Raw genomic sequence first — 21,961 nt, forward strand, 5'->3', positions numbered from 1 at the left:
GGGGAGCGGCGCTCCCCGAGCGAACATAGTGAGCGTGGGGGCTGTTTCCCCTTAGTCGGAGTTTGAATGAGCGTTACCACGTCGGGGTTGCAGTCGAAGTCGGGTCAGGGTGCGTCGAAACGTGCGGTCGAGCTGCTGAGCTCGATGCGTTTCGCGATCGCGCTGCTGGTGGTGCTGTCGATCGCGAGCATCATCGGCACGGTCCTGACCCAGGACGATCCGTATCCGAACTACGTGAACCAGTTCGGGCCGTTCTGGGCGGACATCTTCCGCTCGCTCGGCCTGTACAACGTGTACAGCGCGTGGTGGTTCATGCTGATCCTGATTTTCCTCGTCGTGTCGATCTCGCTGTGCGTGATCCGCAACGCGCCGAAGATGATCGCCGATGCGAAGAGCTGGAAGGACAAGGTCCGCGAAGGCAGCCTGCGCGCATTCCACCACAAGGCCGAATACACGGCGTCCGGCACGCGCGCGAGCGTCGCGGCGACGCTCGCCACGTTCGTCACGAAGGCCGGCTACAAGCACGTCGTGCGTGAAACCGGCGGCGCGACGCTGATCTCCGCGAAGCGCGGCGCGATGACCAAGTGGGGCTATATCTCCGCGCACCTCGCGATCGTCGTGATCTGCATCGGCGGCCTGCTCGACAGCAACCTGCCGATCAAATTCCAGATGTGGATGTTCGGCAAGAGCCCGGTCAACACGAGCGCGACGATCAGCGAGATTTCGCCCGACCATCGCCTGTCCGCGTCGAACCCGACGTTCCGCGGCTATGCGTGGGTGCCGGAGGGGCAGTTCGTGTCGACCGCGATCCTGAACCAGCCGAGCGGCTCGCTGATCCAGGATCTGCCGTTCTCGATCCAGTTGAACAAGTTCATCGTCGATTACTACACGACGGGCATGCCGAAGCTGTTCGCGAGCGACATCGTCGTGATCGATCGCGAGACCGGCCGGAAGATCCCGGCGCGGGTGGAGGTCAACAAGCCGTTCACCTACAAGGGCGTGTCGATCTACCAGTCGAGCTTCCAGGACGGCGGCTCGCAGATGCAGATGACGGCCTATCCGATGACGGGCAGCCACGCGACCACCGTCCCGGTGAAGGGTACGATCGGCAGCTCGGCGCCGCTGCAGGTCCCCGGCGCCGACGGCGACACGATCGAATTCTCCGATTTCCGCGCGATCAACGTCGAGAACATGGCCGACGCGAACGGCAAGCCGGACGTGCGCGGCGTCGCGACCACCAGCTCGCTGAAGGAAGTATTCGACGAGCGGCTCGGCTCGGGCGCGAAGACGTCGAAGCCGACGCAGCTCCACAACATCGGGCCGTCGGTGCAGTACAAGATTCGGGGCAAGGACGGCCAGGCGCGCGAATTCAACAACTACATGCTGCCCGTCGACATGAACGGCGAGCGCGTGTTCCTCGCCGGCGTGCGCGCGAGCCCGAACGATCCGTTCCGCTACATGCGGATTCCGGCCGACAGCCAGGATTCGATCGGCGAATGGATGCGCCTGCGCGCCGCGCTCGAGGATCCGGCCGTGCGCACCGAAGCCGCCGCGCGCTTCGCGCAGCGCTCGCTGCCGGGCGACGCGTCGCTGCGCGGGCGCCTGCAGGACAGCGCGTCGAAGGTGCTGACCCTGTTTGCGGCGAGCGACGACAGCGTCGGCCGCGGTGCGGACGGCCAGCCGGTCGGCGGCTTCCAGGCGGTCGCGACGTTCATCGACCGCTCGGTGCCGAAGGGCGAGCAGGAGAAGGCCGCGAGCCTGCTGCTGCGGATGCTCGAGGGCTCGATGTGGGAGGTCTGGCAGATCGCGCGCGAGCGTGCGGGCGAGCCGGCCGCGCAGCAGGGCACCGACACGATCCGCTTCGTGCAGAACGCGATCAATGCGCTATCCGACAGCTTTTTGTATGGATCGCCGGTCTATTTGCAGCTTGACTCCTTCAAGCAGGTGCAAGCTTCGGTATTTCAGCTGACGCGCGCACCCGGCAAGAATCTGGTGTATCTTGGCAGCCTGCTGCTGGTCGCCGGCATCTTCTCGATGTTCTACGTGCGCGAGCGGCGACTCTGGTTCTGGCTGAAGGACGCCGGTTCGGGCGTCGAGGTGGTGATGGCAATGTCCACGGCCCGCAAGACCTTCGATTTCGAGAAAGAATTCGTGCAGACGCGCGACGCGGCCGGCGCCGCCTTGCACGCCGCACCTCGCGACGCCGCGCCTGCCGGTGCGGCTTCGACGGCCCGTCCGCCTGCCGGCGGCGGTTCCGATTCCGAGAATTCCACCCGGTAACATCATGGATCTCACGCAAGTTTCCTCTTCCCGTCCGGCGTCGGCTCCGTCGCCGCTGTTCGACGACCGTCCGTTCCTCGCACGCCTGTCGCTGTTCGACTGGCTGTTCGCCCTGGCGCTGGTGGCGGGCGCGGGCTATGCGCTCATGCACTACAACGCGCACATGGATTACTACGACAAGGCGGTGATGATCGGCACCGTGCCGGCGCTCGTCGCGCTCGGCTGGCGCTGGAAGCCCGCGCGGCTGATGATGGCGTCGATCGCCGTGCTGTCGCTGCTGTCGATCCGGATCTACCAGGGCGATCTCGCCCGCGCCGATTCGGCGTTCTTCCTCAAGTACTTCCTGTCGAGCCAGTCGGCGATCCTGTGGATGAGCGCGCTGTTCGTGCTCGCGACGATCTTCTACTGGATCGGCCTGCTCGCGCGCTCGGAAACGGGCGCGGCGATCGGCCAGAAGCTCACGTGGGTCGCCGTGCTGATGGGCTTCACGGGGTTGATGGTGCGCTGGTACGAGTCCTACCTGATCGGGGCGGACGTCGGGCATATCCCCGTATCGAACCTCTATGAAGTGTTCGTCCTGTTCAGCCTGATCACCGCGCTGCTTTATCTGTATTACGAAGGCCACTACGGCACGCGTTCGCTCGGCGCGTTCGTGCTGCTGGTCATCAGCGCGGCGGTGGGTTTCCTGATGTGGTACTCGGTCGCGCGCGACGCGCAGCAGATCCAGCCGCTCGTGCCGGCACTGCAAAGCTGGTGGATGAAGATCCACGTGCCGGCGAACTTCATCGGCTACGGCAGCTTCGCGCTGTCGGCGATGGTGTCGATCGCGTACCTGATGAAGGAGCGCGGGATCCTCGCGGATCGCCTGCCGACGCTCGAAGTGCTCGACGACGTGATGTACAAGTCGATCGCGGTCGGTTTCGCGTTCTTCACGATCGCGACGATCCTCGGCGCGCTGTGGGCGGCCGAAGCGTGGGGCGGCTACTGGAGCTGGGACCCGAAGGAAACCTGGGCGCTGATCGTGTGGCTGAACTACGCGGCGTGGCTGCACATGCGGCTGATGAAGGGCCTGCGCGGCGCGGTGGCCGCATGGTGGGCGCTCACCGGCCTGCTGGTCACGACGTTCGCGTTCCTCGGCGTCAACATGTTCCTGTCCGGGCTGCACAGCTACGGCAAACTGTAAGATTTTCGCCGCTCGTCCGACTATCGAACCGCCGGTGCACTGCGTGCCCGGCGGTTTTCTTTTGTAACGGGCGGGCGAACCGGGCGTCGAACGGCGCGTGACGGGCCGGGTCGAACGCTGATGAAGCATGCGCGCCGCGTATGCGGGAGGAACTGCACGATGTGGATCAAACGCCCTTTGCGTAACGTACTGACCGGCGCGGATATCGCGCCGAGCGAGATCACCCCGCGCGCGGTATTCGAGAACCGGCGGCGCGTATTGCAGGCGGCCGGCCTCGCGGCCGCGGGCGGCCTGTTCGGCAGCAGCGGCGCGGCGCTCGCCGCGTATGCGTCGCCCGACCCGCGGGCGGCGAAGCTCGCGGCAAAAACGAACCCGAAGTTCGTCGCCATCGACAAGGTGACGCCGTTCAAGGACATCACGTCCTACAACAACTTCTACGAATTCGGCACCGACAAGAGCGACCCGGCGCAGAACGCCGGCACGCTGCGGCCGCGCCCGTGGCGGGTGAGTGTCGAGGGCGAGGTGCAGCACCCGAAGGTGTTCGATCTCGACGAGCTGCTCAAGCTCGCCCCGCTCGAGGAGCGTGTGTACCGGCTGCGCTGCGTCGAGGGCTGGTCGATGGTGATCCCGTGGATCGGCGTGCCGCTGTCCGAGCTGATCAAGCGCGTGCAGCCGACCGGCAATGCGAAATACGTGCAGTTCATCACGCTGGCCGATCCGTCGCAGATGCCGGGCCTGTCGACGCCCGTGCTCGACTGGCCGTATTCGGAAGGGTTGCGCATGGACGAGGCGATGAACCCGCTGACGCTGCTGACGATGGGCGTCTACGGGCAGGTGCTGCCGAACCAGAACGGCGCGCCGGTGCGGATCGTCGTACCGTGGAAGTACGGCTTCAAGAGCGCGAAGTCGCTCGTGAAGATCCGCTTCGTCGACAAGCAGCCGAAGACGAGCTGGAACACGTACGCCGCGAACGAGTACGGCTTTTATTCGAACGTGAACCCGAACGTCGATCATCCGCGCTGGAGCCAGGCGACCGAGCGGCGCATCGGCGAGGACGGCTTCTTCACGCCGAAGCGCAAGACGCTGATGTTCAACGGCTACGGCGATCTGGTCGCATCGATGTATCAGGGCATGGACCTGAAGAAGAATTTTTGAGCATGACGGTGAGAAACGACATGCCGCCTTCGACGCTCACGCCCGCGCGGGCCGAGCCGGCCGCCCGCACCGCGCGGGGCGGTGCCGTCCGTCCCGCCGCGCCGCGCTGGCTCGCACCGGCCAAGGTACTGGTGTTCGCGGCCGGCCTCTATCCGCTGGCGCGCCTCGTGCTGTTCGGGCTGACCGACCGGCTGGGCGCGAACCCGATCGAGTTCATCACGCGCTCGACGGGCTTGTGGACGCTCGTCCTGTTGTGCGTCACGCTGGCCGTCACGCCGCTCAGGCGCATGACGGGCTTCGCGCCGCTGCTGCGCTTTCGCCGGATGATTGGGCTGTTCGCGTTCTTTTACGCGACGCTGCATTTCACGACCTACCTGTGGTTCGACAAGTGGTTCGACGTGGTCGCGATCCTGAAGGACGTCGGCAAGCGCCCGTTCATCACGGTCGGCTTCGCGGCGTTCGTGCTGCTGATTCCGCTCGCCGCGACGTCGCCGCGCGCGATGGTGCGCCGGCTGGGGCGCCACTGGGCGACGCTGCACCGCGCGATCTACGCGATCGCGCTGTTCGGCGTGCTGCACTTCTGGTGGATGCGGGCCGGCAAGCACGATCTCGCGCAGCCGAAGCTTTACGCGGCGATCGTCGCCGCGCTGCTCGGCTGGCGGCTGGTGGCGTGGGGATGGCGGCGCGTGCGTGACGCGGCGGCCCGGAAAAACAAAAGGCGATGACCGGGAAGTCATCGCCTCGTTGCGAGCGCCGCGTGGGCGGCATCGCGCCGTTACTTCGTGGCGGCCGGGCCCGATGCGGGGGCGGGCATGGTCGACGCGCTGCTCGACAGCTCGGGCGACAGCGTGAGCGGCGAGCCGGACGTGTCGGGCGACTCGTCGGACGACGCGTTTTCGTCGGTCGGTTTCACGTCCGACGGCGGCGTGTTCTGCTGCTGGATCGGCTTGGGCATCGGAGGCACGGTGGGCAGATAGAGCGCGCCGCTTTGACCGCAGCCGGCAAGAATCGCCAAAGCCGCTACAATCGCGCTCATCCGGAAAACGACTCGCATGATCGTCCCTGAACAATTTAACCGATAGAGTTTAGCATGTCCGATATTGAATACCTGGCCCGTGCCGAGGCCGTGCTGGCGGCCGTCGAGCGTACCGTGGACGTCGCGAACGACGGCGATCACGACATCGATCTGGAGCGCAACGGCAGCGTGCTGACGCTGACGTTTGAGAACGGCTCGAAGATCATCGTCAACCTGCAGCCGCCGATGAAGGAAGTATGGATCGCGGCGAAGGCCGGCGGATTCCACTACCGGTTCGTCGACGGCGCGTGGCGCGATACGCGCACGGGCACCGAGTTCTTCTCCGCGCTCACCGAATACGCGACCCAGCAGGCCGGCCTGCCGATCACGTTCGGCGCGTGACGCGCCGGGGCATCGGCCCCGAACGTCGTGCCCAAAGAAGAAGCGCCCCGCGGGGCGCTTTTTTCATGGTCGGGCCGCGGGTCAGTGGCCCTGGAACAGGTTCATGATGTCCTGCTTTTCCTGCTCGTCGACGTGCGGCACGGCCTCGTCGACGTTCTGCGCGGCCGGCGCCTGCGGCACGCCGACCGTCGACACGAAGCCGTGCCCCGGCGTGAACTCGGTGAAATACAGTTCGCCGCCGAGCGATTCGACGCCGTCCGGCACCGTCGGCTTGAACTCCGGCACGCCCTTCAGCGCCGCACCCATGTAGTCGATCCACACCGGCAGCGACAGGCCGCCGCCGGTTTCGCGATCGCCGAGGCTGCGCGGATTGTCGTAGCCGATCCACGCGATCGCGGCGAGCGTGTGCTGGTAGCCGGCGAACCACGCGTCGTGCGAGTCGTTCGTCGTGCCGGTCTTGCCCGCGAGGTCGGTGCGCTTCAGCACGTTGGTCCGCGCGCCCGTGCCGCGCTGCGCGACGCTCTGCAGCAGGCTGTTCATCACGTAGGCGTTGCGTGCGTCGATCGCGCGCGGCGCGTTCTGTTCGGCGACGAGCGGCTGCGCGCGCGCGACGATCGCGCCGTTCGGATCGGTGACTTCGGCGATCAGATACGGATTGACGCGGTAGCCGCCGTTCGCGAAGACCGAGTACGCGCCGGCCATCTGCAGCGGCGTGACCTGACCGGCGCCGAGCGCCATCGGCAGATAGGCCGGGTGACGTTCGGCGTCGAAACCGAAGCGCGTGATGTATTGCTGCGCGTATTTCGTGCCGATGTGGTTCAGGATCCGGATCGACACGAGGTTGCGCGAGCGCTGCAGCGCGGTGCGCATCGACATCGGGCCCTCGAAGCCGCCGCCGTAGTTCTTCGGCTCCCACGGCTGGCCGCCCGTTTCCGCGGCGCTGAAATACAGCGGGCCGTCGTTGATCACGGTGGCCGGCCCGAGGCCCTTGTCGAGCGACGCCGAGTAGATGAACGGCTTGAACGACGAACCCGGTTGTCGCCACGCCTGCGTGACGTGGTTGAACTTGTTCTTGTTGTAGTCGAAGCCGCCGACGAGCGAGCGGATCGCGCCGTCCTGCGGGACGATCGACAGGAACGCGCCTTCCACCTGCGGCAACTGCGTGATCGACCACTTGCCGGCGTCGTTCCTCACCACGCGGACGATCGCGCCCGGGCGGATGCGGCGATTCGGCTGCGCGTTGGCCGACAGCGCGCTCGACGCGAAGCGCAGGTTGTCGCCCTCGATCGTCGCGGTGCTGCCGTCGATGAACGCCACCGTGATCTGGCGCGGGCTCGCGGCCGTCACGACCGCGGCGATCAGCTCGCCGTTGTCGGGGTGCTCGAGCAGCGCGTCGTCGATCGCCTGTTCGCGATCGTCGGCACCGGCCGGCAGCTCGATGAAGCCTTCCGGCCCGCGATAGCCGTGGCGGCGCTCGTAATCCATGATGCCCTTGCGCAGCGCGGTGTACGCGACCTGCTGGTCCGCGGAATCGATCGTCGTGACGACGTTGAAGCCGCGCGTGTAGGTTTCCTCGTGATACTGCGCGTACATCATCTGTCTGACCATTTCGGCGACGTACTCCGCGTGCACGCTGAAATCGCGGCCCGGCCCCTTGACGACGAGCGGCTGCGCGGAAGCTTCGTCGTACTGTTCGCGCGTGATGAAGTTCAGCTCGAGCATCCGCTGCAGGATGTATTCCTGACGCACCTTCGCGCGCTTCGGGTTCACGACCGGGTTATACGCGGACGGCGCCTTCGGCAGCCCCGCGAGCATCGCGGCTTCCGCGAGCGTGATGTCCTTCAGGTCCTTGCCGAAATAGACCCGCGCGGCGCTCGCGAAGCCGTACGCGCGCTGGCCGAGATAGATCTGATTCATGTAGACCTCGAGAATCTGATCCTTCGTCAGCGCACGCTCGATCCGGTACGCGAGCAGCATCTCGTAGATCTTGCGCGTGTAGGTCTTCTCGCTCGACAGGAAGAAGTTGCGCGCGACCTGCATCGTGATCGTGCTCGCGCCCTGCGACGCGTGTCCGTTGGTCAGCGCGACGAAGCCGGCGCGGATGATGCCGGTGAGGTCGACGCCGCCGTGATCGTAGAAGCGCGCATCCTCGATCGCGAGGATCGCCTTCTTCAGCGAGTCGGGTACGTCCTTGAAATGGACGACGTCGCGGCGCTCCTCGCCGAATTCGCCGATCAGCACGTGATCGGACGTGTAGATGCGCAGCGGCACCTTCGGCCGATAGTCGGTCAACGCGTCGAGCGACGGCATGTTCGGCCAGGCCACCACGAGCGCGTAGCCGAGCACGAGGCCGCCGGCCACGACGAGGGCCACGCACATCGCGGCGAAGCCGAGCAGGACTTTTTGCCACCAGGGCCGCTTCTTCGGCTCCGGAGCGGGAGGCGGGGACGTAGGAGTCGTGGATTGCATAGGCATACCGGAAAACAGTCCCGCGATTATAGCTGCCCGGTAAGACCGGTCCTGACGCGGGAGGCGCCCGTCGGACAGCCGCGGGTCGGCGTGCCGTCAGCATAGTCCGTGCACGGCCGCCGTGGGCCAATGCTGGCCGTTTGGCCGACTGTCGGCCGCGCGCGTCGCTTTGCAGAATCAGGGCTCGGAAACGCGGCGTGGGCCGCGACGATCTCGGGAGGCTGGGATGGCAGGACGATGGGTGGCGCGGTTTGCACAGGGCAGGCACCGGTCGACGGGAATCGACGTCGGCGCGCACGAAGTGAGGGTGGCCGTGCTGAGCCGGCGCGGCAGGGAAGCGACGGTGCGCGTCGAGGGGCTCGAGCGGGAACCGGTCGGGTTGGCGGGCGGGCCGGAAGACGCGCGTTGGGCGGCGGTCGCGCGGTCGCTGGCGGCGGCCGTGGCGCGGCTGTCGGCGTCCGACGTGCAGTGCGACGCGCGCGGCGTGATGGCGCTGCACGATGACGAGATGCGCACCGCGACGCTCGATCTGGCCGGGCGCGGCGACATTCCGGACGCCGCGCGGCAGGCCGCCGAACGCATCTCGGGGCTCGCGCCGGACAGTCTCGCGTTCGACTGGCGGCACTACGGCGGCGTGCAGTCCGGCGAGATCGCGGTGGCGGTGGCGCCGCTGGCGCTGCTCGAGCGGCGGATCGACGTGGCCGCGCAGGCCGGCATCGATCTGACGGTGATCGACGGCGAGTCGGCCGCCGTGCTGCGCGCGCTGCGCTATGCCGCGCAGTTCGAACTCGATGCGCAGGGCGCCTATGCCGTGCTGTGGTTCTGCGACGCGGGCGTGCGCGGCTGGCGGATCGAGGGACGATCGGCGATCCCCGTGCTCACCCTGTCCGGCACGTTGCCGGAGGCGCTTCCCGATGCGTTGCGTCGGCGCGTGCTGGGGGCAGTCGGTTGCGTGCTCGTCGCCGGGGACGAGCGATGTATCGCCCGCTTCGATACGTCGGTTGCCGAGATCGGCGATGTGCTCGGCACGGCGGTAATCCCGTTCGACTGCACGGGCTGGGACGGCCGGCCGTGCGCGCGCGCCGCCATGCCGGGCGGCCCGGCGTTTGCCGTCGCGTTCGGGCTGGCGTTGCGCGGGGTGTGGGAATGACGGCCGGTCACGTGGCGGCAAACGGCGGCGCCGCGGCTGCGGCCCAGCAAGCCGTGCAGGCGGTACTCGGCGACTTCAACCTGCTGCCGTACCGCGAGCGGCTGGCGCACGCGTTGCGGCGTCGGCGGGCTACGCAGTGCGGTGGGGCGATCCTGCTCGGCTTGCTCGGCGCCGGTGTGTGGACGGGGGCTGCCGTGTTGTCGCGGTGGCGGGTAGATGCCGAGCGCGCCGGCGTGGAGGCACGGCTGCGGCAGGTGCAGCCGCAGGTCGCTGCTGCGGCGAGCGCGGCCAATGCCGCCGCGGCCGTCGCGCGGCGCGACGCGCAGGCGGCTGCACTGGCCGCGCCGTACCGGCGCGTGGCAGGGTTGCTGGCGACCCTGAAGCGGGTGCGGGCCGATCAGATCCGGCTCGACGCGCTGCGGATGACGACGACCGGCGCCGTGCTCGAGGCGCGCGCCGCGAGTTACCGGGCGGCTGCGCGGTGGCTCGCCGCGATGGCGCGCGAGCAGCGCGGCTGGCGGATCGATATAGATACGTTGAAGCCCGCTTCGGATGCGGCGGCTTCGACGGCCGGGATGCCGTTCCGGTTCTCGGTGCAGTTGCGCTGGCACGATACGACGTCGTCGCGGACCGGGTCGGGAGGTGGCGCATGACGACGCTCGCACATCGGCCAGCGCTGCACGCGGGCGCCGGGGTGGGCCGCGTGCCGCGCGTGTCGCCGGCGGCTGCGCATGCGGCGGGTTGCGTGCTGGCGTTCGCGGCCGTGCTGGCAGGCGGCATTCATCTGGCAAATGCGGCCGACTGGAGCGGGCTGGCACATAGTCGCGCGTTGCTCGCCGCCGCCCAGGCACGCGCGGCCGACGCGCAGCGCGTGCTGGCTTCCGCCGGACAACGACGCGACGGGCATCCTGCGTCAACGCGCGACGGTCGCTTGCCGCCTACGCCGGAATGGGCCGCGCTGATGCTGGCGCTGGCCGATCTCGCCGCGTCGAGCGGGCTGCATGGCGTGTCGGTCGAACCGCAGCGTGCCGAGGGCGCGGCGCGGGACGGTCGACGTACCGTGCACCTCGCCGCGGATGGCGGTTTTCGCGCGCTGCTGCATATGGTCGACGGGCTGGCGCGCTTTCCGGTGCTGGCGGTACCGTCGGCGCTGCGTATCGAGCGCGGCATGTCGGCGGCGCGAGTAGATATATCCGTCGACGTATTTCCGGCGCTGCCGGCGACAACGGCTGCCGAGGGCAACGTGCCGGTTCGCGCCGCGGCGCCCGACACCGATCCGTTCGGCGACGTAGGCCCGGCCGAAGCGGCGGGGCGCGCAGCCCGCCTGGCCGGCACGATTCGCGACGCGCGTGCCGGCCTCGCGTTGTTCGACGACGGCGACGGCGCGTTCACGGCCGTCGCACCTGGCGAGGTGCTGGGGGCCGCGCGCGTGGTGCGTGTCGAGCGCGCGGCCGTGACGCTTGCGACGGCGGACGGACCGCAGCGGCTTGTTCTTGACGACGGAGGCCGGCCATGACGAAGCACGGCTATTGGGTGCTCGCCATCTGGGCCGGCCTGACGGCAGCCGGTGCAAGCGCGTCGTTGCCGCCGCTGCCGGCGGTCTGGCCGGCCGGGGCGACGGATGTGTCGGTGCCGGGCCTGCCGCAGCCGCTGCGCGTGGCCGACAGCATGGGCAGCGCGGTGGCGGAGGAGGCCGGCCCGCCGCCGTTCGATCAGGCGGCGCGCACGGCGCTGCAGACGGAAACCGCCGCACCGGTCCCCACGCTGGAGGGGCCGCCGATCCCGCTGGCGCCGCCGGCCCGGATGAGCGACGCCGCGGCACGGCAACCGGGCGACGCGGACGACGCACGGCGGATTTCGTTGAATCTGCAGGGTGTCGGGCTCGCGGCTGCGTTCGACGCGATCGCGCGATTCACGGGGCTCAATATCGTCGTCGGCGAGCAGGTGCGCGGCACGGTCACGTTACGTCTGAACAATGTCCGCTGGCGCGACGCATTCGACACACTGCTCGACACGCACGGGCTCGCGATGTCCCGGCGCGGCAATGTGGTCTGGGTCACGCCGGCGGCCGAGCTGGCGGCGCGCGAACGCGAGCGCTTCGACATGCATGCGCGGGCCGCCGATCTGGAGCCGCTCGCGAGCCGGACGTTCGCGCTGCACTATCCGCGCGCGCAGGACGTGCAGCGGCTGCTGGCCGGCGCGACCGGCCAGCGCCTGCTGTCGAAGCGCGGAGCCGCGGCGGCCGATCCGCGCACGAACCTGCTGTTCGTGACCGATCTCGCGCCGCGTATCGTGCAGATCGCCGGCCTGATCGACGCGATCGACCGGCCGTCGCGGCAGGTCCGGATCGAGGCGCGCATCGTCGAAGGCGAGCAGGGTTTCTCGCGCAACCTCGGCGCGCGTGTCGCGCTGCGTGCGCAGGGGCGGTCGTCTTTGGCCGAGGGTGCGTCCTTCACGGCGGATGCGCGCAACGCGCTGGATCTCGCCGCGCGGCCGCTCGGCGGCTTCGACGCGGCGACCGCCGGCTTCACGCTGTTCGCCGCGCCGCTCAGCCGCGTACTCGACATCGAGTTGAGCGCGCTGGAGGCACAGGGCCGGGGCCAGATCGTTTCGCGTCCGCGGGTGGTGACGGCCGACCGTGTCAAGGCCATCGTCGAGCAGGGCTCCGAGCTGCCGTACCAGGCGAAGGTGGGCAATGGCATGAGCGGCGTGCAGTTCCGCCGCGCGACGCTGAAGCTGGAGGTCGAGCCGCAGATCACGCCGGACGGGCGCGTGGTGCTCGATCTCGACGTGACGAAGGACAGCGTCGGCGAGCCGACCGCCGCGGGCCCCGCGATCCATACGAAGCACGTACAGACGCGCGTCGAGGTCGAGAATGGCGGGACGGTCGCGATCGGCGGCATCTATGAACAACTGAGCCGGAACGATGTGACGCGGGTGCCGCTCTTGGGCAAAATACCGTTTCTGGGCGCGCTTTTCCGGCACCGCGCGCAGCGCGACCAGCGCAACGAACTGGTCGTCTTCATCACGCCGACCGTCGTCGACGCGCGTTGCGGCGCACCCGGCGCGGGCGGCGCGGATGCCGAGGAAACGGGGCCGGAAGCCGCCGGCGCAGGCTCGACAAGGCAGCCGCTTTGCCAGTAAGCTGCGCCACACACCAGCAAGATTGAAGCAGAGGAAGCCGTTGCAAGCGCGGGACCCACATGCAAACGTATTTTTCGTCGGCCTTATGGGAGCGGGTAAGACCACCGTGGGCCGTGCGGTCGCGCGTCGTCTCGACAGGACGTTCTTCGACTCCGACCACGAAATCGAGGCCCGTACGGGCGCGCGCATTCCGGTGATCTTCGAGCTGGAGGGCGAGGCCGGGTTTCGCGATCGCGAAACGCAGGTGATCGCCGAGCTCGCGCAGCGCGAGAACATCGTGCTCGCGACGGGCGGTGGCGCGGTGCTGCGCGCGGAAAATCGCGACAGCCTGAAAAGCCACGGCATCGTCGTCTATCTGCGCGCCAACCCGCACGATCTGTGGCTGCGCACGCGCAAGGACAAGAACCGCCCGCTGTTGCAGACGGAAGATCCGAAGGGGCGTCTCGAATCCCTCTATGAAGTGCGCGACCCGCTGTACCGCGAATGCGCGGATTTCGTCATCGAGACCGGCCGTCCGTCGGTCAACGGTCTCGTCAACATGGTGCTGATGCAACTCGAACTGGCCGGCGTCATCGCCAAGCCGCTACAAGCATGATTACTGTCAACGTCGATCTGGGCGACCGCGCCTATCCGATTCATATTGGCGCCGGCCTGATCGGCCGCACCGAGCTGTTCTCGCCCCACATCAAGGGTTCGTCGGTCACGGTCGTCACGAACACGACGGTCGATCCGCTGTACGGCGACGCGCTGCGCGCGGCGCTCGCACCGCTCGGCAAGCGCGTGTCGACGGTCGTGCTGCCGGACGGCGAGGCGTGCAAGAACTGGGAAACGCTGAACCTGATCTTCGACGGCCTGCTGACGGATCACGCCGATCGCAAGACGACGCTCGTCGCGCTCGGCGGCGGCGTGGTCGGCGACATGACGGGCTTTGCCGCCGCGTGTTACATGCGCGGCGTGCCGTTCATCCAGGTGCCGACGACGCTGCTGTCGCAGGTCGATTCGTCGGTCGGCGGCAAGACGGGCATCAACCACCCGCTCGGCAAGAACATGATCGGTGCGTTCTACCAGCCGCAGGCCGTGATCGCGGACATCGGCGCGCTGACGACGCTGCCCGATCGCGAACTGGCGGCCGGCGTCGCCGAAGTCATCAAGACGGGCGCGATCGCCGACGCCGAGTTCTTCGACTGGATCGAGGCGAACGTCGATGCGCTGAACCGTCGCGAGCCCGCTGCACTGGCGCACGCGGTGAAGCGTTCGTGCGAGATCAAGGCGAGCGTCGTCGCGGCCGACGAGCGCGAAGGCGGCCTGCGCGCGATCCTGAACTTCGGCCACACGTTCGGCCATGCGATCGAGGCCGGGCTCGGCTACGGCGAATGGCTGCACGGCGAGGCGGTCGGCTGCGGGATGGTGATGGCCGGCGACCTGTCGGTGCGGCTCGGCCTCTTCGACGAAGCGTCGCGGCAGCGCCTCGATGCGGTGATCGCGGCCGCGCACCTGCCGACCCGCGGGCCCGCGCTCGGCGATGCGCGCTACATGGACCTGATGCGCGTCGACAAGAAGGCCGAGGCCGGCGCAATCAAGTTCATCCTGCTGAAGCGATTCGGCGATACGCTGATCACGCAGGCGCCGGACGAAGCGGTATTCGCTACACTGGCGCGGACGACCGGCTAACGGCGGCCCCGATCCGCCGGCGCCCCTGACATGGAGGAGACGTGAGCGAGACATCCAGCAGCACACTGCCCGAAGCCAGCCGCGCATCCACCGCGCCGGTGGCCGAGCCGCCGACGCTGGCGGCGCTGGAAGCCCATCTCGCTCCGTATGCCGCGCACGCGTCGCAGTCGCGCGGGCGCCGCCATCCGGAAACCCCGCCGGCGGCGCGCACCGAATTCCAGCGCGATCGCGACCGCATCGTCCATTCCACCGCGTTTCGCCGGCTCGAATACAAGACGCAGGTCTTCGTCAATCACGAAGGCGACCTGTTCCGCACGCGCCTCACGCACAGCCTCGAAGTCGCGCAGATCGCGCGCTCGGTCGCGCGCAACCTGCGACTGAACGAGGATCTCGTCGAAGCGATCTCGCTCGCGCACGATCTCGGCCACACGCCGTTCGGCCATGCCGGGCAGGACGCGCTGAATGCGTGCATGCGCGAGCACGGCGGTTTCGAGCACAACCTGCAGAGCCTCGCGGTGGTCGACGAGCTCGAGGAGCACTACGGCGCGTTCAACGGGCTGAACCTGTGCTTCGAGACGCGCGAAGGCATCCTGAAGCACTGCTCGCGCGAGAATGCGCGCAAGCTCGGCGCGCTCGGCGAGCGCTTCCTGCAGGGCCGGCAGCCGTCGCTCGAGGCGCAGCTCGCGAACATCGCCGACGAGATCGCCTACAACAACCACGACGTCGACGACGGCCTGCGCTCCGGCCTGATCACGATCGAGCAGCTCGCGGAAGTCGAGCTGTGGCAGCGTCACTACGAAGCGGCGCTCGCCGAATTCCCGCATCTCGAAGGCCGTCGTCTCGTGCACGAGACGGTGCGCCGCATCATCAACACGCTGATCGTCGACCTGATCGACGAAACGACGCGCAATCTCGTGCGCGCCGCACCCGCGTCGCTCGACGACGTGCGCGACGCGCCGCCGCTCGTGTCGCACAGCCCCGAGGTCGCCGCGCAGGCAGCGGCCCTCAAGCGCTTCCTCTTCAAGAACCTGTATCGCCACTACAAGGTGATGCGCATGGCGAGCAAGGCACAACGCGTCGTCACCGGGCTGTTCGACGCGTTCATCGACGATCCGCGCCTGCTGCCGCCGCCGTACCAGTCCGACGATACGGCGCAGCAGCCGCGTCTCGTCGCGCACTACATCGCCGGCATGACCGACCGCTTCGCGCTGAAGGAATATCAGCGCCTGTTCGTCGTCAACGACAACTGACTGTCATAAACGATCACTAGACTTCGCCGGTTCAATGGCGACGGAAATGTTGCACACGCTGTTGGTAACGTTTTCATAGGAGAGGTCGATGAAGAAGAAGCCTGCGGGGACACTGGTTCGTTCGATCGCGCTCGGTGGCGCGCTGATGTTCGGGGTGCAGCACGTGGCGCTCGCCGCGACGGAAATCCAGTTCTGGCATGCGATGGAGGCCGCGCTCGGCGAGCGGGTCAATGCGATCGCCGACCAGTTCAATGCGTCGCAAAGCGACTACAAGATCGTGCCGGTCTTCAAGGGCACCTACGACCAGGCGCTCGCGGCCGGCATCGCGGCGTATCGCAGCGGCAATGCGCCGGCGATCCTCCAGGTCTATGAAGTCGGCACGGCGACGATGATGCAGGCGAAGAAGGCGGTCGTGCCGGTCTACGACGTGTTCAAGCAGGCCGGCGTGACGCTCGACGAAAAGGCGTTCGTGCCGACCATCGCGAGCTACTACAGCGACGCGAAGACGGGCCACCTCGTGTCGATGCCGTTCAACAGTTCGACGCCGGTGCTGTACTACAACAAGGACGCGTTCAAGAAGGCCGGCCTCGATCCGAACCAGCCGCCGAAGACGTGGGCCGACGTGAAGGCCGATGCCGAGAAGCTGCGCAAGTCGGGGATGGCGTGCGGCTTCACGACCGGCTGGCAGGGCTGGATCCAGCTCGAGAACTACAGCGCATGGCACGGGCTGCCGTTCGCGAGCCGCAACAACGGCTTCGACGGCACCGACGCCGTGCTCGAGTTCAACAAGCCGCAGCAGATCGAACATATCGCCTTCCTCCAGCAGATGGCGAAGGACGGCACGTTCACGTACGCGGGCCGCAAGGATGAAGCGTCGGCGAAGTTCTACAGCGGCGACTGCGGGATCCTGACGACATCGTCGGGCGCGCTCGCGAACGTGCAGAAGTTCGCGAAATTCAGCTACGGCACGGGCATGATGCCGTACGACGCGAACGTGAAGGGCGCGCCGCAGAACGCGATCATCGGCGGCGCGAGCCTGTGGGTGCTGGCCGGCAAGGATCCGGCGACCTACAAGGGCGTCGCGAAATTCCTCGCGTACCTGGCTTCACCCGCCGTCGCCGCGAAGTGGCACCAGGACACGGGTTACCTGCCGGTCACGACCGCCGCGTACGACCTGACGCGCCAGCAGGGTTTCTACGCGAAGAACCCGAGCGCCGAAACCGCGATCAAGCAGATGCTGAACAAGCCGCCGCTGCCGTACACGAAGGGGCTGCGCCTGGGTAACATGCCGCAGATCCGCACGGTCGTCGACGAGGAGTTCGAACAGGTCTGGGCGCAGAAGAAGTCGCCGAAGGATGCGCTCGACTCGGCTGCGTCGCGCGGCGACGAACTGCTGCGCCGCTTCGAGAAGTCGGGCGGCTGAGCACGCATCGCTTCGTGCCGCCGGCGGCGCCGCGCGCGAGCGCGGGCCGTCCGGCGGCAGGGTTTCCTTTCCGTTTCGCCTGACCGGATATCCGCGATGCAATCCCGTTCCCGTTTCGGTACGAGCCCGGTGCCGTACCTGCTGATCGCGCCGCAGCTCGCGATTACCGCCGTGTTCTTCCTGTGGCCGGCCGGCGTCGCGCTGTGGCAGTCCACGCAGATGCAGGACGCGTTCGGCACGTCGAGCGAATTCGTCGGCTTCGCGAACTTCACGCACCTGTTCGCCGATCCGCTGTATCTCGATTCGTTCCGCACGACGCTCGTGTTCAGTTCGCTCGTCACGGTGAGCGGGCTCGTCGTGTCGCTGCTGCTCGCCGCGTGCGCCGACCGCGTGATCCGCGGCGCGCGCGTGTACCGCACGCTGCTGATCTGGCCGTACGCGGTCGCACCGACGATCGCGGCCGTGCTGTGGGCGTTCCTGTTCAACCCGAGCATCGGCCTGATCACGTATGCGCTCGCGAAGGGCGGCATCGTGTGGAACCATGCGCTCAACGGCGGGCAGGCGATGTTCCTCGTCGTGCTGGCGTCGGTGTGGAAGCAGGTGAGCTACAACTTCCTGTTCTTCTACGCGGGGCTGCAGGCGATTCCGCGCTCGCTGATCGAGGCGGCGGCGATCGACGGCGCCGGGCCGGTGCGGCGCTTCTTCAACATCGTGCTGCCGCTGCTGTCGCCGACGAGTTTCTTCCTGCTGGTCGTGAACCTCGTCTACGCGTTCTTCGACACCTTCCCGGTGATCGACGCGGCCACCGGCGGCGGCCCGGCGCAGAGCACCAAGACGCTGATCTACAAGATCTTCGCGGAGGGCTTCCAGGGGCTGGACATCGGCAGTTCGGGCGCGCAGTCGGTCGTGCTGATGATCGTCGTCGTCGGGCTCACGGTGATCCAGTTCCGCTTCGTCGAACGCAGGGTGCAATACGCATGATCGAGAATCGCAAGGGCTTCGACCTGTTCTGCCACGCGGTGCTGATCGCGGGCGTCGTGCTGATCGTGTTTCCCGTGTACGTCGCGTTCTGCGCGGCGACGATGAACGCGCAGGAAGTGTTCACGGTGCCGCTGTCGCTCGTGCCGAGCACGCACCTGTTCGAGAACGTCGCGTATATCTGGGGGCACGGCAGCGGCGGCACGACGGCGCCGTTCGGGCGCCTGCTCGTGAACAGCTTCGCGATGGCGCTCGGCATCGCGGTCGGCAAGATCGCGGTGTCGATCCTGTCCGCGTACGCGATCGTCTATTTCCGCTTCCCGTTCCGCAATACGGCGTTCTGGCTGATCTTCGTCACGCTGATGCTGCCGGTGGAAGTGCGGATCTTCCCGACCGTGCAGGTCGTGTCGACGCTGCATCTTACGAACACCTACGCGGGGCTCTCGCTGCCGCTGATCGCGTCGGCCACCGCGACGTTCCTGTTCCGCCAGTTCTTCATGACGCTGCCCGACGAACTGATGGACGCGGCGCGCATCGACGGCGCGGGGCCGCTGCGCTTTTTCTGGGACGTCGTGCTGCCGCTGTCGAAGACGAGCATCGCGGCGCTGTTCGTGATCACGTTCATCTACGGCTGGAACCAGTATCTGTGGCCGATCCTGATCACGACGGAGGCGTCGCTGTCGACGGCGGTGGTGGGCATCAAGACGATGATCGCGAGCGGCGACGCCGCGACCGAATGGCAATACGTGATGGCGGCGACGCTGCTGGCGATGATTCCGCCGCTCGTCGTCGTGCTGGCGATGCAGCGCTGGTTCGTGCGCGGCCTCGTCGATTCCGAAAAATAACCCCACGGCAACCGGGAGAAGGACCAGGTATGGCTGCGCTGAGCTTGAAGGGCGTCAGGAAATCCTACGACGGCAAGCAGCACGTGCTGCATGGCATCGACGTGGAGATCGCCGACGGCGAATTCATCGTGCTGGTCGGCCCGTCGGGCTGCGGCAAGTCGACGTTGCTGCGGATGATCGCGGGGCTCGAGACCGTGACGGACGGCGAGATCGCGATCGGCGACCGGGTCGTCAACACGCTGGAGCCGAAGGATCGCGACATCGCGATGGTGTTCCAGAACTATGCGCTGTACCCGCACATGACGGTCGCGCAGAACATGGGCTACGGGCTGAAGATCCGCGGGATCGAGCGCGCGACGATCGATTCGAGGGTGGCCGCGGCCGCGAAGATCCTCGAGCTCGAGCCGCTGCTCGCGCGGCGGCCGCGTGAGTTGTCGGGCGGCCAGCGGCAGCGCGTCGCGATGGGGCGCGCGATCGTGCGCGAGCCGTCGGTGTTCCTGTTCGACGAGCCGTTGTCGAACCTCGATGCGAAGCTGCGCGTGCAGATGCGGCTCGAGATCCAGCGGCTGCACGCGCGGCTCGCGACGACGAGCGTGTACGTGACGCACGATCAGATCGAGGCGATGACGCTCGCGCAGCGGGTGATCGTGATGAACCGCGGCTACGCGGAGCAGATCGGCGCGCCGGTCGACGTGTACGAGAAACCGGCGACGGTGTTCGTCGCGGGCTTCATCGGCTCGCCCGCGATGAACCTGATGCACGGCCGGCTGTCGGAGGACGGCGCGACCTTCACGGTCGCGGGCGGCGGCCCCGCGCTGCCGGTCGCCGGCGCGCCGGGTATCGGCCGCGAGATCGCCGCCGGGCGCGACTGGGTGCTCGGCGTGCGTCCCGAGCACATGACGCCGCAGCCGGGCGTCGCGCACGCGACGCTGCCGGTCGATTCGTGCGAGCTGCTCGGCGCGGACAATCTCGCGCACGGCCGCTGGGGCGATCACGACGTCGCGGTGCGCCTGCCGCACGCGGACCGCCCCGCGCGCGGCACGGCGCTGGCGGCCGCGCTGCCCGCGCACCGGCTGCATTTCTTCGATCCCGAAACCGGCAAGCGTGCCGGCTGAAACCGCTGCATTCGCCGAGAGACCGACGATGATCACCCGCCCCGACTGGCCCTATCCGCGCGTCGTCGCCCATCGCGGCGGCGGCACGCTCGCGCCGGAGAACACGCTTGCCGCGCTCGACGAGGGCGCGCGGCGCGGTCACCGGATGGTCGAGTTCGACGCGAAGCTGTCGGCCGACGACGTGACGTTCCTGCTGCACGACGACACGGTCGACCGGACGTCGAACGGCCACGGAGCGGCGGCGGACATGCGTTATGCGGCGCTGGCCGCGCTCGATGCCGGCGCGTGGCGCGATGCCCGCTTCGCGGGCGAGCGGATGCCGACGCTGGAGGCGGCCGCGGCACGCTGCCTCGTGCACGGGCTGGCGGCGAACGTCGAGATCAAGCCGTGCCGGGGGCGCGAGCGCGAAACGGGGCAGCGCGTGGCGGCCGACGCGGCCGCGTACTGGCGCGATGCCGCCGTGGCGCCGCTGCTGTCGTCGTTCTCGTTCGACGCATTGCAGCAGGCACGCGCGACCGTGCCGGGCCTGCCGCGCGGGATGCTCTACGAAGTCGTGCCGGACGACTGGCCTGCGCAGGTGATCGACGCGCTGGACTGCGTATCGTTGCATGCAGACCACAGCCGGCTCGACGAACCGCTCGTGCGTGCGATCAAGGCGGCCGGGCTGCGCATCCTGGTTTACACGGTGAACGACCTCGAACGGGCGCGCGAACTCGCGCGCTGGGGCGTCGATGCCGTGTGCACGGACCGCATCGACCTGATCGCGCCCGATGCACTGGACGACATCGACATCGTCTGATGGCCCCCGGCCACGGCCTCTGAGTAGCGGTGGCGTCCGGCAAAACCCGTGCACCGAACGTGCCTGACGCGAAAAAACGACGCCCCGACGGGATTCCCGCCGGGGCGTTTTGCATCGTGGAGACGTTACGCCAGGAAAATTCCGCTACAAATTGCAGCGGGATTAACCATTCCCCAAATATTCGACTACGCTTAGAAGCGATAGCCGACGTTCAGGTACGTGACGATCGGGTTCAGCGAGATGTGGGCCTTCGATGTTTCCGTCAGCGTCCCGACCGGCGTCCGGCGGGCCGTCGTGAAAGTCGCGGTCACGCTGACCGGGATGTACGAGAGCGACAGGCCCGCGAACCAGTGTTTCGTGAAGTTGTACGTGAAGCCGGCGTTGAAGACGGGCGCCCACTGGTTGCTGGTGGTCGCGCTGGTCGGGCCGCCGAGCACGCCGTTCTCGAAGCTGCCGTTCGTGATCTTCGCGCCGGTGAACCAGACATAAGTGGCGCCGATGCCGACATACGGACGGAATTTCGCGTTGGCGTCGTTGAAGTGGTAGCGAAGCAACACGGCCGGGCTCCACTGGTACGCACGGCCGAGTACGCCGAATCTTTCGAACTGACCCTTGCCGGTGATGTCGAACTTCGGCGGTATCCCCATGACGAGCTCGGTGGAGATATGGTCGGTGATGAAGTAACCCGTCGCGAGCCCCAGCGTATCGGCGTCGCTGATGCCGGCGCCCGTGTTGGGAATCGACTGGTTGATGGGCGTGCCGCCTACGCCGTAGACGAACAGCGGGTCGCTGCTGTCCTGGGGCGAAAGGTGGAACCAGCCGGTGCTGACGTAGAAATCACCTGCGGATTGTGCGTGTGCCGTACCGCCCGCGAACGCGAATGCGAGCGCTGCGGCCCCCGTAATGGCCAGTTTTCGTTTCATTGTGTCTCCTCCGATCAAAGGCGTGCTCATTATGACGACTGCGTTTAAAACCAAACAAGCTCGTAAGTTAGAGTTTTCTCCCTAGGATTCGCACGACCGTACGCATACGCGCGCCGCAGGGACAGGCATTCTACGCAGGTGCGCTATTTCGGACCTCCG

General features: G+C 67.6%; 20 protein-coding genes. 17 read left to right on the forward strand and 3 right to left on the reverse strand.

The features are described from left to right. Nucleotides 1-66 precede the first annotated feature (66 nt). From CFB89_RS01485 to msrQ, 4 genes are all read left to right on the forward strand, one after another. Nucleotides 67-2,280, forward strand: a complete 2,214-nt coding sequence (locus tag CFB89_RS01485; RefSeq protein WP_089466465.1) for a cytochrome c biogenesis protein ResB — start codon at nucleotides 67-69, stop codon at nucleotides 2,278-2,280. A gap of 4 nt (nucleotides 2,281-2,284) precedes the next feature. Then, complete coding sequence (gene ccsB / locus CFB89_RS01490) at nucleotides 2,285-3,463, forward strand: c-type cytochrome biogenesis protein CcsB (RefSeq protein ID WP_089466466.1); 1,179 nt, start codon at nucleotides 2,285-2,287, stop codon at nucleotides 3,461-3,463. 159 nt (nucleotides 3,464-3,622) lie between these two features. Then, nucleotides 3,623-4,618: a protein-methionine-sulfoxide reductase catalytic subunit MsrP gene (gene msrP, locus CFB89_RS01495; RefSeq protein ID WP_089466581.1), complete on the forward strand. Its 996-nt coding sequence runs from the start codon at nucleotides 3,623-3,625 to the stop codon at nucleotides 4,616-4,618. A 20-nt stretch (nucleotides 4,619-4,638) separates the two neighbouring features. Continuing rightward, a complete protein-coding gene (msrQ, locus tag CFB89_RS01500; RefSeq protein ID WP_089466582.1) occupies nucleotides 4,639-5,343 on the forward strand; it encodes a protein-methionine-sulfoxide reductase heme-binding subunit MsrQ in 705 nt (234 codons plus the stop codon). Between the two features lie 50 nt (nucleotides 5,344-5,393). Here the strand turns inward: msrQ and CFB89_RS01505 are convergent, their stop codons facing one another. Beyond that, nucleotides 5,394-5,672: a lipoprotein gene (locus tag CFB89_RS01505; RefSeq protein ID WP_089466467.1), complete on the reverse strand. Its 279-nt coding sequence runs from the start codon at nucleotides 5,670-5,672 to the stop codon at nucleotides 5,394-5,396. 36 nt (nucleotides 5,673-5,708) lie between these two features. Between CFB89_RS01505 and cyaY the strand changes: the two genes are divergently transcribed. Then, nucleotides 5,709-6,035, forward strand: a complete 327-nt coding sequence (cyaY, locus tag CFB89_RS01510) for an iron donor protein CyaY (protein WP_089466468.1) — start codon at nucleotides 5,709-5,711, stop codon at nucleotides 6,033-6,035. An 81-nt stretch (nucleotides 6,036-6,116) separates the two neighbouring features. On the opposite strand, the gene CFB89_RS01515 is transcribed toward cyaY, so the two are convergent. Then, complete coding sequence (locus tag CFB89_RS01515) at nucleotides 6,117-8,510, reverse strand: penicillin-binding protein 1A (protein ID WP_179233359.1); 2,394 nt, start codon at nucleotides 8,508-8,510, stop codon at nucleotides 6,117-6,119. Between the two features lie 220 nt (nucleotides 8,511-8,730). Here CFB89_RS01515 and CFB89_RS01520 point away from each other — a divergent pair, with 220 nt between their 5' ends. From CFB89_RS01520 to ugpQ, 12 genes are all read left to right on the forward strand, one after another. After that, nucleotides 8,731-9,654 carry a competence protein ComA gene (locus CFB89_RS01520; protein WP_089466470.1) on the forward strand — a complete coding sequence of 308 codons (924 nt, stop codon included), beginning with the start codon at nucleotides 8,731-8,733 and terminating at the stop codon, nucleotides 9,652-9,654. Continuing rightward, nucleotides 9,651-10,307 (forward strand): fimbrial protein, encoded by a 657-nt coding sequence (locus tag CFB89_RS01525; protein WP_089466471.1) that lies wholly within the window; start codon nucleotides 9,651-9,653, stop codon nucleotides 10,305-10,307. The genes CFB89_RS01520 and CFB89_RS01525 overlap by 4 nt, the downstream gene beginning before the upstream one ends. Further along, on the forward strand, nucleotides 10,304-11,170 hold the full coding sequence (locus tag CFB89_RS01530) for a pilus assembly protein (RefSeq protein ID WP_089466472.1): 867 nt from the start codon (nucleotides 10,304-10,306) through the stop codon (nucleotides 11,168-11,170). Before CFB89_RS01525 ends, CFB89_RS01530 begins: the two co-directional genes overlap by 4 nt. After that, the gene (pilQ, locus tag CFB89_RS01535) at nucleotides 11,167-12,798 is read left to right on the forward strand and encodes a type IV pilus secretin PilQ (protein WP_089466473.1); all 1,632 of its coding nucleotides are present in this window, start codon (nucleotides 11,167-11,169) and stop codon (nucleotides 12,796-12,798) included. Before CFB89_RS01530 ends, pilQ begins: the two co-directional genes overlap by 4 nt. Before the next feature lie 40 nt (nucleotides 12,799-12,838). Continuing rightward, nucleotides 12,839-13,393: a shikimate kinase gene (locus CFB89_RS01540; protein ID WP_089466474.1), complete on the forward strand. Its 555-nt coding sequence runs from the start codon at nucleotides 12,839-12,841 to the stop codon at nucleotides 13,391-13,393. After that, nucleotides 13,390-14,469 carry a 3-dehydroquinate synthase gene (aroB, locus tag CFB89_RS01545; RefSeq protein WP_089466475.1) on the forward strand — a complete coding sequence of 360 codons (1,080 nt, stop codon included), beginning with the start codon at nucleotides 13,390-13,392 and terminating at the stop codon, nucleotides 14,467-14,469. Before CFB89_RS01540 ends, aroB begins: the two co-directional genes overlap by 4 nt. A gap of 41 nt (nucleotides 14,470-14,510) precedes the next feature. Then, the gene (locus CFB89_RS01550; RefSeq protein WP_089466476.1) at nucleotides 14,511-15,719 is read left to right on the forward strand and encodes a deoxyguanosinetriphosphate triphosphohydrolase; all 1,209 of its coding nucleotides are present in this window, start codon (nucleotides 14,511-14,513) and stop codon (nucleotides 15,717-15,719) included. Between the two features lie 88 nt (nucleotides 15,720-15,807). Further along, the gene (gene ugpB, locus CFB89_RS01555) at nucleotides 15,808-17,142 is read left to right on the forward strand and encodes a sn-glycerol-3-phosphate ABC transporter substrate-binding protein UgpB (protein WP_089466477.1); all 1,335 of its coding nucleotides are present in this window, start codon (nucleotides 15,808-15,810) and stop codon (nucleotides 17,140-17,142) included. Between the two features lie 96 nt (nucleotides 17,143-17,238). Continuing rightward, nucleotides 17,239-18,123, forward strand: coding sequence for a sn-glycerol-3-phosphate ABC transporter permease UgpA (ugpA, locus tag CFB89_RS01560; RefSeq protein WP_089466478.1), 885 nt, complete (start codon nucleotides 17,239-17,241; stop codon nucleotides 18,121-18,123). Next, nucleotides 18,120-18,965 carry a sn-glycerol-3-phosphate ABC transporter permease UgpE gene (gene ugpE, locus CFB89_RS01565; RefSeq protein ID WP_050013146.1) on the forward strand — a complete coding sequence of 282 codons (846 nt, stop codon included), beginning with the start codon at nucleotides 18,120-18,122 and terminating at the stop codon, nucleotides 18,963-18,965. The genes ugpA and ugpE overlap by 4 nt, the downstream gene beginning before the upstream one ends. Nucleotides 18,966-18,994: 29 nt before the next feature. Then, a complete protein-coding gene (locus tag CFB89_RS01570) occupies nucleotides 18,995-20,080 on the forward strand; it encodes a sn-glycerol-3-phosphate import ATP-binding protein UgpC (RefSeq protein ID WP_089466479.1) in 1,086 nt (361 codons plus the stop codon). Nucleotides 20,081-20,108: 28 nt separating this feature from the next. Continuing rightward, the gene (ugpQ, locus tag CFB89_RS01575; protein ID WP_089466480.1) at nucleotides 20,109-20,879 is read left to right on the forward strand and encodes a glycerophosphodiester phosphodiesterase; all 771 of its coding nucleotides are present in this window, start codon (nucleotides 20,109-20,111) and stop codon (nucleotides 20,877-20,879) included. Between the two features lie 191 nt (nucleotides 20,880-21,070). Here the strand turns inward: ugpQ and CFB89_RS01580 are convergent, their stop codons facing one another. Then, nucleotides 21,071-21,802: an OmpW family protein gene (locus CFB89_RS01580; protein WP_034209756.1), complete on the reverse strand. Its 732-nt coding sequence runs from the start codon at nucleotides 21,800-21,802 to the stop codon at nucleotides 21,071-21,073. Nucleotides 21,803-21,961 lie beyond the last annotated feature (159 nt).

It is taken from the genome of Burkholderia sp. AU16741, from assembly GCF_002223345.1.
In the GTDB taxonomy this organism is placed as follows: Bacteria; Pseudomonadota; Gammaproteobacteria; order Burkholderiales; family Burkholderiaceae; genus Burkholderia; species Burkholderia sola.

Bases quoted from the DNA above. Each gene is read 5' to 3' on its own strand.
- ugpA (WP_089466478.1), top strand. From the start codon at position 17,239: ATGCAATCCCGTTCCCGTTTCGGTACGAGCCCGGTGCCGTACCTGCTG.
- pilQ (WP_089466473.1), top strand. From the start codon at position 11,167: ATGACGAAGCACGGCTATTGGGTGCTCGCCATCTGGGCCGGCCTGACG.
- ccsB (WP_089466466.1), top strand. From the start codon at position 2,285: ATGGATCTCACGCAAGTTTCCTCTTCCCGTCCGGCGTCGGCTCCGTCG.
- ugpB (WP_089466477.1), top strand. From the start codon at position 15,808: ATGAAGAAGAAGCCTGCGGGGACACTGGTTCGTTCGATCGCGCTCGGT.
- ugpE (WP_050013146.1), top strand. From the start codon at position 18,120: ATGATCGAGAATCGCAAGGGCTTCGACCTGTTCTGCCACGCGGTGCTG.
- CFB89_RS01520 (WP_089466470.1), top strand. From the start codon at position 8,731: ATGGCAGGACGATGGGTGGCGCGGTTTGCACAGGGCAGGCACCGGTCG.
- msrQ (WP_089466582.1), top strand. From the start codon at position 4,639: ATGCCGCCTTCGACGCTCACGCCCGCGCGGGCCGAGCCGGCCGCCCGC.
- CFB89_RS01580 (WP_034209756.1), bottom strand. From the start codon at position 21,802: ATGAAACGAAAACTGGCCATTACGGGGGCCGCAGCGCTCGCATTCGCG.
- CFB89_RS01570 (WP_089466479.1), top strand. From the start codon at position 18,995: ATGGCTGCGCTGAGCTTGAAGGGCGTCAGGAAATCCTACGACGGCAAG.
- CFB89_RS01530 (WP_089466472.1), top strand. From the start codon at position 10,304: ATGACGACGCTCGCACATCGGCCAGCGCTGCACGCGGGCGCCGGGGTG.
- CFB89_RS01515 (WP_179233359.1), bottom strand. From the start codon at position 8,510: ATGCCTATGCAATCCACGACTCCTACGTCCCCGCCTCCCGCTCCGGAG.
- CFB89_RS01505 (WP_089466467.1), bottom strand. From the start codon at position 5,672: ATGCGAGTCGTTTTCCGGATGAGCGCGATTGTAGCGGCTTTGGCGATT.
- msrP (WP_089466581.1), top strand. From the start codon at position 3,623: ATGTGGATCAAACGCCCTTTGCGTAACGTACTGACCGGCGCGGATATC.
- ugpQ (WP_089466480.1), top strand. From the start codon at position 20,109: ATGATCACCCGCCCCGACTGGCCCTATCCGCGCGTCGTCGCCCATCGC.
- CFB89_RS01525 (WP_089466471.1), top strand. From the start codon at position 9,651: ATGACGGCCGGTCACGTGGCGGCAAACGGCGGCGCCGCGGCTGCGGCC.
- cyaY (WP_089466468.1), top strand. From the start codon at position 5,709: ATGTCCGATATTGAATACCTGGCCCGTGCCGAGGCCGTGCTGGCGGCC.
- aroB (WP_089466475.1), top strand. From the start codon at position 13,390: ATGATTACTGTCAACGTCGATCTGGGCGACCGCGCCTATCCGATTCAT.
- CFB89_RS01485 (WP_089466465.1), top strand. From the start codon at position 67: ATGAGCGTTACCACGTCGGGGTTGCAGTCGAAGTCGGGTCAGGGTGCG.